The organism is Verrucomicrobium sp. BvORR034 (assembly GCF_000739635.1).
In the GTDB taxonomy this organism is placed as follows: Bacteria; Verrucomicrobiota; Verrucomicrobiia; order Verrucomicrobiales; family Verrucomicrobiaceae; genus Verrucomicrobium.
Genome location: NZ_BATQ01000075.1, coordinates 59,958 through 72,042 on the forward strand (window position 1 = coordinate 59,958; position 12,085 = coordinate 72,042).

Sequence of the window (12,085 nt, forward strand, 5' to 3'; positions counted from 1 at the left end):
CATCATGTCCGAACGGCCCCTCAACCCCGATCCCGATCAGGAACTTGTCGAACGCTCCCAAAACGGGGATACGCGCGCTTTCGATGACCTGGTCAGGAAATACACGCCCAAGCTGTACGGATTGGTTTACAACATGACCTCCAACCGGGAGGACACGGCGGACCTCCTACAGGACATCTTTGCCAAGGCCTACCGGTCGCTGAAGCGCTTCCAGGGGAAGAGCACGTTCTACACGTGGATCTACTCGATCAGTGTCAATATGACACTCAACTTTCTCAAGAAGCGGGGTCGCTACACCAAGCTGAGCCTGGATGACGTGGACAACGGAATCCAAAATGATCCGGACTTCATCAAGCTCACTTCAGGGGGAAATCCGCTGAAGGATGTAAACATCCACGAACTTCAAAAACGTTTGAACGAGGCCATGATGAAGCTGTCCGAAGACCATCGCACAGTGGTCACGTTATACGACATCCAGGGCTTGCAGCATGCTGACATCAGCAAGATCCTGGGGGTGAGTGAAGGTACCGTGCGTTCCAGACTATTTTATGCCCACCGACAGCTTCAGAATTATCTTGAGGAATTCCGCAAGTAAACCGATAGCAATCGTGGAGAGCACCACCCCATAAGACGCATCCAAGAGGAACTCTATGAGCGACTTCGAAGACATCCAAAACCTGATCCGCTTGAAGCGGCACGAGCAACCCTCTCCCGATTTTGTGGACGATTTTGTTCACTCGTTTCAGCAACGCCAACGTGCGGAACTCCTGAACAACTCGGCGCGGGGTTTGCTTTGGGAGCGTGTGACCACCTACTTTGACGGTCTGTTTGCTCCGAAATGGGCCATGGCTGGAGCGGCGGCAGTCGCGATGCTGGGAACGGCTATCGTTCTCCGTCCGGCAAGCCAGGGGGGCAGCGCCTTCGCCAACAACGGTGGCACGCAAGTTCCTGCTGGTACCTACATTGCCCCCATCTCGGATGAGGAAGTGCGTCAATACCTCCTTTCCCGCCACTATCAGGGTGGCTTTGGGGATGAGCGTGAGCGGCGTCTCGTGGCTCACGATCAGATGGCAGTGAGCCCCGTCGGTTTCAAGCTGGACGTGGAGTACTAGTCGTCTCTCGCCCCTTTGGAACTTTGTTTCTTGAAACCCGGACTTGAGTCCGGGTTTTCTTGTTTTGTGGCGGTGCTGCGGAGGCTGGCAACGATTAACCGCGTTTGTGGAGAAGCGGGTTGGGAGCTGCTTGTTCCGCATATTGTGAAAGACACCCAAAGTCTGGCGACGAAGTCGCTGTGGAGTGCGGCGTGAAGCGCCGCTTTCGCCAGCGGCTGCCGGGTGCAACGAGCGTGACTGCTGATTAATCGGCTGCATGGAGCAATACGATCGCCTCGCGCCCCTGCTCCCACTTCCCGGTACGAGGAGCTCACAAGCGCCGCCAAAGCGGCGATTCTCGCCGCAGTCCCAAAGATGCTTCGCATCCAGGAGGAGTGCATCTTGGGTATGGAGGGCCTGCACCCGGCCTCCGATGTCGGAGGCCTGTCGGCTTTCAGATGTTTCTACGCCAGCAACACCTGGCGGCGTAGCCGCTTTGGGACTGCGGTGAGTATCACCGCTTTTGGGAGTCCTGTGTCGAGCAGGTGGCCGATTGAGTGGAGCGGAGGGGCAAGGGCGAAGTTGGCTTCGGTGGATGGTGAAGGGTTCAAGCACCTCACAAGGCGTAGCGAAAGCGGCGGTTCCCGCGCGCACTCCACAGCGACTTCGTCGCCAGATGTTGTGAGTCCATGGGGGATTCGGTTGAGTTTCCGGCTTCCGATCTCGGCTGTGCTGCAGCCAGAAGCTCATCAATCACGGAGCCCGCCGCCCAAACTTCCGCTCCAGTTCGGCAAAGGAGATCTGGATCAGCGTGGGGCGTCCGTGGGGGCAGCAATAAGGCATCTCACAGGTGAACAGGTCCTGGAGGAGCTTTCGCAGTTCGGGTTCGCGTAAATCATCATTGGCTTTTACCGCGTGGCGGCACACGGTGGTGGCGATCATGTCCTCTCCCAACCGCAGGGAGGAGGTGCGGCTGCTGGCGCTGGCCAGTTCCTCCATGATGTCTCGCAAGAGAGCGAGCGGGTCATCGGTGCGGATGAAGGCGGGCATGGCATCCACCTTGAAGGCGTTGGCCCCAAAGGGCTCAGCCTCCACCCCCAGCTTTTGCAGCGTGGGCAGGCTGCGGGACATCATGTCAAAATCGCGGGGTGACACCTCCAAGGTGAGGGGAAGCAGCAGCCGCTGGCTCGGCACGCCCTGCTGCTCCATGGCGTTGCGCATCTGCTCGAAGAGCACCCGCTCATGAGCGGCATGCTGGTCCATGAGCACGAGCCCCTCACTGCTTTCCATGAGCACGTAGAGCTTGTGCAGAACGCCGAGGATGCGGAAGGAGTCGGCGGACACTTCCGACGGGGCGCCGGGTGGGGGAGGTGCAGGCGAAAGGGCAGGCGTTTGCGAAGGCGATGCCACCGGCAACGGATTCTCTGCGGCCTTAGTCTCGATGGGGTAAGTGGGAGCGGTGTTTGGCTCCGGATCAGTCGCGGTGGCAGGCTGGGGACGCGGTCCAAAATCATGCGCTCGCGGAGCTGGAGCGGTGCTTTGAGGAGGAGGTGGCGTCGTCCGGGTGGGGAGTTCTGCCCAGTCGCGACGCAGCGATCTTTGTTCGCTCTCGGGAATCAGCGGGGGCATCTGCTCCAGCACCTGTTGCCGGGTGGGTTGGGCGGCACGTTGTGCGCTGATGGGCATGTGCCCGGTGGAGATCTCGGATGAGCCAGCAAGGGCCCGGGAAACGGCCTGAACCACCGCCTCGCGGACGCCGTGACCATCGTGAAAACGAACCTCTTTCTTGGCGGGATGGACGTTGATGTCAAAGGCCTCGGGGGCCATCTTGAGGAACAAGAATGTGATGGGGTGCTGCCCCTTCATCAGACTGGTGTGATAGCCCTCACGCAGACCAAAGTTGACCGTGGCGCTGTCCACGGGACGCCCGTTCAGGAACGTGAGCTGCATCTGCCGGTTGGGCCGGCTTACGCCTGGGCCGCTGATGAAGCCACTCACAGTGACACCGTTTAGAGTGAAGGCTTGAACCTCAATGAGCCGGCGGGCAGTTTCCCGTCCGCTCAGGCCTTCAATGCGATGACGCAGATCTTGAGTGGCGGGCAGGTGGAAGAGGACTTCGCCATCGCGTACCAGCGTGAAGGCGACGTGGGCATTGGCGATGGCATGAAGCCGGAACTGCTGCTCCACATGCGAGAACTCGGTCTGCTCAGAGCGCAGAAATTTGCGTCGGGCAGGAATATTGAAGAAGAGGGAGCGGGCCTCAACCACGGTGCCGGGAGCGCCTCCGTAGTCTTTGACGCTCATCATCTTGCCCCCTTGGATTTCCACCTCAGTCCCTGAGAGGGCTTCCGGCTGTCGGCTTGCAAGACGGAAGCGCGAGACGCTGGCAATACTGGGCATGGCCTCTCCGCGGAAGCCAAACGTGTAGATGGCGGCGAGATCTTCTTTCGTGCGGATTTTGCTCGTGGCATGGCGCTCCAGACAGAGCAAAGTATCTTCGCGATCCATGCCGTGTCCGTTGTCCGTCACGCGTATCAATGCTGTGCCACCACGCTGCACATGCACCTCTACATGGGAGGCACCGGCATCGAGACTGTTCTCCACCAGTTCACGGACGACAGCGGCAGGCCTCTCTACTACTTCTCCTGCTGCTACCTGGCTTGCTAGGGCGTCAGAAAGGATGCGAATTTTGCTCATTGGAATCTTGCCAGATATGAAAAGCCTGCTACGTAACTTTTATCAGCGTCCGCCGCGCTCATCCATCAGAGTGGCTAAAGCCACCGTTACTCACGATGAGTCTGTTTTATGGCGCGCCGACGCTTGCCCTTGGTCATGATTGCCGTCACTGATAACGCCGTCAAACATCTGCGTGAGCTTTTGGAAAGCCAGAATGCTGCTGCGGGGGTGGGCCTCCGTCTGATGGTGAAAAAAGGGGGCTGTGCGGGATGGGAATATGCGATGAAGCTGGACTCGCCCAGCGCCACCGACCGGGTTTTTGGCCCGGAAGGGGTGTCTGTGTTCGTAGACCCGGAGAGCCTCGAATACCTCGATGGCTCTCAACTGGACTACAGCGAGGGGCTGAGCGATGCCGGTTTCAAAGTTGAGAATCCCAATGCCGCAAGAAGCTGTGGATGTGGATCTTCTTTCGAACCAAAAACAAACTAGGGCGTCGAAAGTGAACGAGAAATCCCCACAAACGCCTTTCTCATTGGTGATAGAGCTGGTAAGATAGACCAATGGTACAGATTTCTTAACAATTTTTGCCTGACTCCAATTTCATGAATGCTCAATTTCTCAGTGGTTCTGACTACCGTGCCCGTGGGGGAGGTGGCAGCTACAACGCCAAGAAGAGCAAGGATAGCGGTCTGTTCTGGTGGACGATCCTGATCACCCTGCTTCTGGGCCTTGCCACCTTTTGCTGGTTCTTCAGCATCATGGTTTTCAAGTATCCGGAGAAACCTTTCAACTATCGGCTTCTGACCAAGTTGGAAAAACTGGATCCGATCAAGAAGTTTGACCCGCTCCTCATCCCCAAGGGCAATTTTCTCGCCCCCCGCGATCTGCTGAAGAAGTACTACGACTACAACCCGGAGCAGCTTCAGGTGGTCAATGATCTGCTCAAGCGCTCTTACATCCTGAACTACTCCGAGGAGAGCCCGGTGTACGTGAAAGGCAACTACATCGTGGTGAGCGCTCGCGCTCTGGCTGCTGGCGATTTTGTGGACCAGGGCTGGATTGTCCGCCTTCGCTCGACCGAATTGGAAGATGTGGAAGTGGAGTTTCTGTTTCCCGGTGCTGGTATTGATGCCGCTCCCTACCATGAGGGTGACAGCATCGCCTTGGACAACAAGACCACCTTTGGCAGCGTCATCCACGTGGAGCGCAACTACGCGACCGATGGCCTTTGCGCCACGGTGGTTCCGATTGCGTACGGCGAGTTCGCAGTGGGCGATCAGCAAAAGGTTGAGCTCGTGCCTCCCACAGTGCTGAATGTGGCCGCTGCTCTGCCAATCACCTCGTTTGATGAGAGCAAAGCAGGTGCTTCCACCAAGGTGGCTGCTCAGTCCGGATTGAAGTAGGTATCGCCGGACGGCTTCACTAATTTGCGAGGGCGGAACCGGGAGGTTCCGCCCTTTGCTTTTGCGGTGCCACTCTCGCCCGGTGGTGCGGCCAGGTCGATTGCCAATCAGCGATGCAGCAGGCTGCCAGCCTGCGCTGCCCAGCCTCAACTGGCCCGTCGGGCGGCGGCGCCGATGACTACGCCTACGCTAAAAGCGATCAGCATGGTTTTCAGGGGATGGGCGTAAAACTGGGCCTCAGCCTGCTGGCGGAGGCGGCCTGCGACATCGTGGCTGAGAGAATGCTCGTGCCCCTGACTCACTGCTGAGCGGTACGGCGGTCCGCCTTCGCTGATCATCGTTTGGGCCGCTTCTTCGTCAGTCAGGGCCACCAGAGGCGCATGTTCATGGCTCGGATTCATACACAGGGACATCGAAATTCCGATCCCGCCCGCGTGTATGGCTTCGTGACGGGCTTCTGCATCGTAGAAGAACCGTGCCGGTTCTTGTTGGCCGCTTCTTTAGCTCGCATCGCGTCCTGCCAGTCGAATTCCTCAGCAGCTCACTCGTGTTGAGGAGCGTCGGCGACAGAGAACCAAACAGCTGAGCGCGAGGACGCTGAGACTGACGAGGGACGGCTCTGGAACGCTGGAGGTGACCACCACGCTGTCGAGCAGAAAGTCCAGCCCTGTGGTGCTGAAGCCGTTGGCGAAAGCAATCTCGTCAAAGCTGGTGATCAAGGTGGAGGTGTCCGAGGCGGTGATGGTGGTGCCGTCAACGGTGAGGGACAGGCCCATTACAGTGGAGGATGTGCGGGTGACGGTGAGGGATGCCGTGTGAATGGCATTGTCATTGATGCCGAAGCCCGTGTTGGATGCCACCTTGTTGCTCCGGTCCGTGCCGCCCAAGATCGGAGCGGTGCCGCCCGTCTCCTCAAAAAAAGATGTTGTTGGTCGCAGCGACCGAGCCCCCGCTTCCCACTTGTACATAGTAACCCACGTCATTGACGCTCTCGACCTGATTGTCTGCAGTGACGGCCGTGCTTTGAGAATTGAAAAGTCCAAAGCGGAAGTTGGCGTTGTTGGCTCCCGCAGAGGCGTTGTTCGTGTAGCGGAAGGAGAAGCTTAGGGTGAGGTAGTCGCCATTATTGTCCAGGCTGATTGAAGTCCCGAGAGGGGCGACGATGCCCTCGCTTTGGCCGTCGCCATTGGTATCGTCAAACGCCAGCACATTGGAGGCGAACGTGGCGTCATTGGCAATGGCCAGGGTGGAAGACCCGGTAACCGCACGTGTGTAGAAGGCCGCGCCTGGACTGCTGGCGATCGTCCGGTCTCCTGTGGGGTGGGTGGTCGTTTCAAAGCCGTCGCTTACGATGGTGACCGCGTGAGCAAGGGGCAGGGCAGGGCCAACAAAAAGCGCCGCGACGAGGGGGAGGCATCGGAAGGCACGCATGATTCCGACAAGGGTACCGAAACTGCCTTCCTCCCGGCAACCCTATGACTTCTATTGGTTCTCTCCGTAGGGCCGGGTCCGCCGAGTGAACTAAGCGAACCGTTTAGATGGGAGTAGTCCCGCAGTATTTTTTTTGCCATTCAATGAGTAGAACGATAAAAAATACTATAGTATGGATAATCCAATAGTCACAATAATTGTAATTTGAATTAAACTTCGAAAAGTGGTTAGATGTTTGGCGAACCTGAATGTCTGAGTGGTCATGAATTCCTGTTGAATCAGCCATCAAGGCATCAGCGTGCCTGATGTTATGAGTGCCCCCGCAACCCCTACGTATGAGCGGAATCTTCCGGCGGAGTTGTACAAGGTGCGTCCCCACGTGTGGGTGGGAGACATGCTCTTGGACTGGGCCACGATCGTGGCCACGTTCTTCGCTTACGCCTGGATCGATTCCATCTTCTTTGCACCTGTCGCCGCATTGATCATCGGCGCCCGCATCCAGGCTCTCGGGCTCCTGGTGCATGACGCCACCCATCGTGTGGCGTTCAAGACGAAGTGGCTCAACGAATTCCTGGGCGAGACCCTGGTGGCATGGCCGCTCTTCATCGTCATTGAGAAAGGCTACCGGCCCTGGCATTTCGAGCATCACCGTCATTTGGGTACCGACCATGATCCAGAGCTGGATTCCTACCGGTCGGATTCGCCCTATGACAAGCCCGTGACCTGGCGGCGGGTATGGCGCTACTTCGTGACGGACCTCCTGGGCTTCGGCCTCTACGATCTCTTCAAGTTTCTCAAGGCCATTTTCCCGTACAAGCAACCGTGGCGCATCTTGGGCCCTCTGGGGATGTATGCGGCGTTCTTTGCGCTTACCTTTTGGCTGGATTCGCTGTGGGTCTTCTATCTTTGGATCTGGTCCATCGTGGCTGGTTTCTGGGCCGTCTTCCGGATCCGGACCTGGACGGAGCATGTGGGGATCGAGCCCCGCGGCAAGGAGACATCCCATCGGTTCTCGCCCGGCTGGGATCCCGATTCCCCCGGCTGGCTGGGCAAGTTCCTTTTCTTTCCCCACAACACGTTTTGCCACTACGAGCATCACAAGTTTCCGCAGGTGCCTTATTACAATCTCCCTGCCTTGCGGAAGGTGGAGGAGTCCCGGCCTGTGACGCCTTTGGGGGATCTGTTTCCAGCGACGTAGGCGATTGCGCGATTGGGGGGGCAGCCGTGAGATCCGGCGTCCCTCCGGGACGCAAATGCATTATCGATCGGTAACCGGTGGTTGGCACCACCGGCTACATTCCAGCGTCCCTCCGGGACGGGGGCGTTCGTCTGGGAGCCGACCGCATAGTCATTCCTGAACCAGCGAAGCGTCTCAACCAGGGCGAAGCCCGTCTCAACCAGCCGCCCCCTCGGGGCGCGTCTCAACGGCGAAGCCCCTCAACTCTCCTTATTACCAGTTGTCAGGGGCGCACCTAGGGCGGAGTATCCCGCCCTTTTTTCATTTTCAGAGTCATGAGCAGCGAGCGCCGCAAGCAGTATCCCTTCGACGAGTTTGAACCCCAATGGCAGGCCCACTGGGATGCCAAGAAGTCCTTCCGCACCCTCGGGCCGGGAGACGAGGGGTTTGATGCCAGCAAGCCGAAGTACTTCGTGCTCGACATGTTCCCGTATCCCAGCGGTCAGGGCCTGCATGTGGGCCATCCTGAGGGCTACACCGCCACGGACATCGTGGCGCGGTACAAGCGCATGACCGGCCACAACGTCCTGCACCCGATGGGCTGGGATGCCTTTGGTCTGCCGGCGGAGCAATATGCCATCAAAACGGGGCAGCATCCGCGGACGACCACGGAGAAGAACGTGGAGAACTTCCGCAATCAGCTCAAGAGGCTGGGCTTTGCCTACGACTGGGATCGGGAGGTCAACACCACGGATCCAGGTTATTTCAAATGGACGCAGTGGATCTTTACCCAGCTCTACAATTCCTATTTCGACCCGGCCACGAAGACGGCCCGGCCGGTGCAGGAACTGGAGGCGCAGGGATTGTCGCGAGATGAGATCGACGCGCGTCGTCTGGCCTTTGTCTCCGAGGCTCCGGTCAACTGGTGCCCGGAGCTGGGCACGGTGCTGGCCAATGAAGAGGTCATCGACGGCAAGAGCGAAGTGGGCGGTTTCCCTGTGGAGCGTCGGCCCATGCGTCAGTGGATGCTGCGCATCACTTCCTTTGCCCAGCGTCTGATGGATGAACTCGACGGGCTGGACTGGCCGGAGAGCATCAAGCTGCTGCAGCGCAATTGGATTGGTCGCAGTGAAGGGGCTGAGGTGGCCTTCCAGATTGAGAATCCGGAGTCAGCAGGCGTCTCGCATACGGTGACGGTTTTCACCACTCGCCCGGACACGCTGTTCGGTGCCACTTATATGGTGTTGTCTCCTGAGCACCCACTGGTGTCGGAACTGACCACTGCGGCTCAGAAAGATGCGGTGGAACAGTATCGCAAGGCCGTGGCCAGCAAGAGCGATCTGGAGCGTACGGAACTGGCGAAAGACAAGACGGGCGTGGATACCGGTGCCTTTGCGGTCAATCCGGTGAACGGAGCGAAGATTCCGGTCTGGATCGCCGACTACGTCCTCATGAGCTACGGCACGGGAGCCATCATGGCCGTGCCTGCGCATGATGAGCGGGACTTTGAGTTTGCGACCAAGTTCAGCCTGCCGGTGGTGCAGGTGGTGGCCCCGCCGCTGGGCACGGAGTGGCGCGGCTACACCGATGACGGGGTGGCGGTGAACTCCGGCTTCCTGGACGGGCTGACCACGCCCGAGGCGAAGCAGAAGATCTCTGCCTGGTTGGAGGAAAAACAGCTGGGCAAGGCCAAGGTGAACTTCAAGCTGCGTGACTGGCTCTTCAGCCGCCAGCGTTATTGGGGTGAACCCTTCCCGGTCATCTGGGAGGACGGTCGTCATCGCGTGGTGCCAGAAGGGGATCTGCCCGTGCTGCCGCCCGATCTGGATGACTTCAAGCCCACGGGCACGCCCGAACCCCCGCTGAGCAAGGCGGTGGACTGGGTGCGCTACAGTGAGACGGCGACGCGTGAGCTGAACACGATGCCCCAATGGGCCGGTTCATGCTGGTACTACCTGCGCTACTGCGACCCCAAGAACAGCGATCGTTTCATCTCGAAAGAAGCCGATGCCTACTGGATGGGCTCGTCCGGCAAGCCCGGTGGTGTGGATCTGTATGTCGGCGGTACCGAGCATGCCGTGCTGCACCTGCTGTACGCCCGCTTCTGGCACAAGGTGCTTTATGATCTGGGTCATGTTGTGACTCCTGAACCCTTCCAGAAGCTGGTGAACCAGGGCCTCATTCTGGGCGAAGACAGCCAGAAGATGTCCAAGAGCCGCGGCAACGTGGTGAACCCGGATGATGTGATCGTCGAATACGGCGCGGACTCCCTGCGGCTCTATGAAATGTTCATGGGCCCGTTGGAGCAGGTGAAGCCATGGAGCATGAAAGGCGTGGAAGGCGTGTACCGCTTCCTGGCCCGCGTGTGGCGCTTGGTTCTGGAAAGCAACCAGGAAGGGGAGTGGACGTTGTCTCCGCAACTCCAGGATGTGCCGGTGGACAAGAAGCTCAACAAGGTGATCCACGAGACCATCAAGAAGGTGGGCGAGGACATTGAGCGACTGGGCTTCAACACTGCCATCAGCCAGATGATGGTGCTGACCAACGCCTTCACCGCAGCAGAAGTGCGGCCGGTGGCGGGCGTGGCGGCGCTGTTACAGGTGCTGAATCCCTTTGCTCCGCATTTGACGGAAGAATTGCAGGCGCGCCTGGCGGTTGCGTTCCCTTCTGCGAAGAAGAGCGGTCTGCTGTCTGAACAGACGTGGCCGACGTTCGATCCTGCTGCGCTGGTGGAGGACGAAGTGGAAGTCATCATCCAGGTGAACGGCAAACTGCGTGACCGCCTGACGGTGGCGCGTGAGATCAGCAAGGAAGCCCTGGAGGCCCAAGCCATGGCCAGCCCCAAAGTGGCTGAGTTCACGGCGGGTTTGACCGTGCGGAAAGTCATCGTCGTTCCCGGGAAGCTGGTGAACGTGGTGGCGAACTGAGGCGGGGAGGGAAGACCACCGCACCAGTCTCTGAAGGGTGCGGTGGGAGTGCGTAGCGTGGTTTGGGTGTGCTGGATTTCAGCGCGCCTGACCGCGTTTTTACAAACGCAGCCACGAGCTGCTTCTTGGGAGCATGGTGAAGCGACGCGGTGAGCTTCTTCCTGCATGCTGCCTTGCCACTCCGCGGGATTCGTCTTATGGCTTGGAGATTGGTTGCAAGCCCTTTACTGAGCCCTCGTCATCTTTATGCGAATCGCCATCGTCCACTATGCGGCTCCACCGATCATCGGCGGGGTTGAGAGGGTGATCGAGCAGCAGGCGAAGGTGCTCAGTGATCATGGGCATGAAGTGGTCGTGATCTGTGGCAATGCGGGCGCGGCAGTCGCCACTGCGGAGATGCGAATCCTGCCCGGCCTGAAGGCGAACGTTGCTCTGGATGAGCGAGCAGGGGAGCAGCTTGTAGCAGATCTGGGTGAGACCTTGAAGGGGGCGGAGATGGTGCTCGTACACAATATGTTCACGATGCCGTTCAATTGGGTGGCTTCCCAGGTGCTTGCGCGGTTGAGCCGCGAGATGGCGGGTTCACGCTTTGTGAACTGGGTCCATGATGTGGATGTGTCACAGGAGGCGTTCACCGGACTGGATGCGCAACTGGTGCATGTGGTGGTGTCGGAGGTGCGACGACAGCATTTCATTGACCGCCTCGGAGTGCCGGGGGCTGACAGTCGCATCATACCCAATGGGGTGGAGGTGACAGAGGCGCTCGGACTGACACCCAGTGTGGCGAATTTCGTGCAACGCACGGAGGTGCTGGACCGGGAACTGGTGCTCGTGCATCCCACGCGTGTCCTGGCACGGAAGAACATCGAGATGGGCCTGGCTGTCACCGCCGCCTTGCGGGATGCCGGGTGTGACGTGGCCTACCTCGTGACGGGTGCGCCGGATCCTCACCGGAAGGAGTCGGCGGCCTATGCGGAACGAATCGCGGAGGCTATTTCGCACTTTGGGCTTGAAGATCGGGTGTGCTTCCTGTCCCGTGATTTTTCCGTGACGAATGCGGACGTGGCCAGCCTGTACCGGCTCGCAGACGCGCTCATTTTCCCCAGTCGCAGCGAGGGATTTGGCCTCCCTCTGGTGGAGGCGGCCCTGCATCGTCTGCCGGTGTTTTGCTCAGATATTCCGCCGCACCGGGAGGTGGCGGGAGATTTTGCGGTGTTTTTTGATCTGGCGTCGCCTCCGGCAGATGTGGCGCGGTTGGTGCTTGAAAGTGTGGGGTCCGATCATTGTAGTACGGTCAGGAAGACCGTCATGCGGCGATTCGGGTGGAAGCACATCTTCAAGGAATACCTTGAGCCTCTGATCAAGGAACGCTAAGTAATA

General features: G+C 59.0%; 11 protein-coding genes. 7 read left to right on the plus strand and 4 right to left on the minus strand.

All coding sequences use genetic code 11. The annotated features are described in order from the left end of the window. Nucleotides 1-4: 4 nt before the first annotated feature. Both BV034_RS13285 and BV034_RS13290 read left to right on the plus strand, forming a co-directional pair. Nucleotides 5-595 (plus strand): sigma-70 family RNA polymerase sigma factor, encoded by a 591-nt coding sequence (locus BV034_RS13285; RefSeq protein ID WP_156345590.1) that lies wholly within the window; start codon nucleotides 5-7, stop codon nucleotides 593-595. Nucleotides 596-650: 55 nt separating this feature from the next. Then, on the plus strand, nucleotides 651-1,112 hold the full coding sequence (locus BV034_RS13290; RefSeq protein WP_050027493.1) for a hypothetical protein: 462 nt from the start codon (nucleotides 651-653) through the stop codon (nucleotides 1,110-1,112). Nucleotides 1,113-1,844: 732 nt separating this feature from the next. Here BV034_RS13290 and mutL read toward each other — a convergent pair. Further along, nucleotides 1,845-3,788, minus strand: a complete 1,944-nt coding sequence (mutL, locus tag BV034_RS13295) for a DNA mismatch repair endonuclease MutL (protein WP_050027494.1) — start codon at nucleotides 3,786-3,788, stop codon at nucleotides 1,845-1,847. Between the two features lie 135 nt (nucleotides 3,789-3,923). Between mutL and BV034_RS13300 the strand changes: the two genes are divergently transcribed. Both BV034_RS13300 and BV034_RS13305 read left to right on the plus strand, forming a co-directional pair. Continuing rightward, the gene (locus tag BV034_RS13300) at nucleotides 3,924-4,256 is read left to right on the plus strand and encodes an iron-sulfur cluster assembly accessory protein (RefSeq protein WP_050027495.1); all 333 of its coding nucleotides are present in this window, start codon (nucleotides 3,924-3,926) and stop codon (nucleotides 4,254-4,256) included. A gap of 113 nt (nucleotides 4,257-4,369) precedes the next feature. After that, nucleotides 4,370-5,170 (plus strand): hypothetical protein, encoded by an 801-nt coding sequence (locus tag BV034_RS13305; RefSeq protein WP_050027496.1) that lies wholly within the window; start codon nucleotides 4,370-4,372, stop codon nucleotides 5,168-5,170. Between the two features lie 146 nt (nucleotides 5,171-5,316). On the opposite strand, the gene BV034_RS13310 is transcribed toward BV034_RS13305, so the two are convergent. The 3 genes from BV034_RS13310 to BV034_RS13320 form a co-directional block, all read right to left on the minus strand. Continuing rightward, the gene (locus tag BV034_RS13310; protein ID WP_050027497.1) at nucleotides 5,317-5,571 is read right to left on the minus strand and encodes a hypothetical protein; all 255 of its coding nucleotides are present in this window, start codon (nucleotides 5,569-5,571) and stop codon (nucleotides 5,317-5,319) included. A gap of 132 nt (nucleotides 5,572-5,703) precedes the next feature. Continuing rightward, nucleotides 5,704-6,030 (minus strand): PEP-CTERM sorting domain-containing protein, encoded by a 327-nt coding sequence (locus BV034_RS13315; RefSeq protein WP_265592961.1) that lies wholly within the window; start codon nucleotides 6,028-6,030, stop codon nucleotides 5,704-5,706. Between the two features lie 52 nt (nucleotides 6,031-6,082). Continuing rightward, on the minus strand, nucleotides 6,083-6,601 hold the full coding sequence (locus BV034_RS13320; RefSeq protein WP_050027499.1) for a hypothetical protein: 519 nt from the start codon (nucleotides 6,599-6,601) through the stop codon (nucleotides 6,083-6,085). Nucleotides 6,602-6,911: 310 nt separating this feature from the next. On the opposite strand from BV034_RS13320, the gene BV034_RS13325 reads away from it, so the two are divergent. The 3 genes from BV034_RS13325 to BV034_RS13335 all read left to right on the plus strand — a co-directional run bounded on the left by BV034_RS13325 (nucleotide 6,912) and on the right by BV034_RS13335 (nucleotide 12,079). Continuing rightward, the gene (locus BV034_RS13325; RefSeq protein ID WP_050027500.1) at nucleotides 6,912-7,799 is read left to right on the plus strand and encodes a fatty acid desaturase family protein; all 888 of its coding nucleotides are present in this window, start codon (nucleotides 6,912-6,914) and stop codon (nucleotides 7,797-7,799) included. A gap of 314 nt (nucleotides 7,800-8,113) precedes the next feature. Further along, nucleotides 8,114-10,705 (plus strand): leucine--tRNA ligase, encoded by a 2,592-nt coding sequence (leuS, locus tag BV034_RS13330; protein ID WP_050027501.1) that lies wholly within the window; start codon nucleotides 8,114-8,116, stop codon nucleotides 10,703-10,705. A gap of 246 nt (nucleotides 10,706-10,951) precedes the next feature. Beyond that, nucleotides 10,952-12,079 (plus strand): glycosyltransferase family 4 protein, encoded by a 1,128-nt coding sequence (locus BV034_RS13335; RefSeq protein WP_050027502.1) that lies wholly within the window; start codon nucleotides 10,952-10,954, stop codon nucleotides 12,077-12,079. Nucleotides 12,080-12,085: the final 6 nt, after the last annotated feature.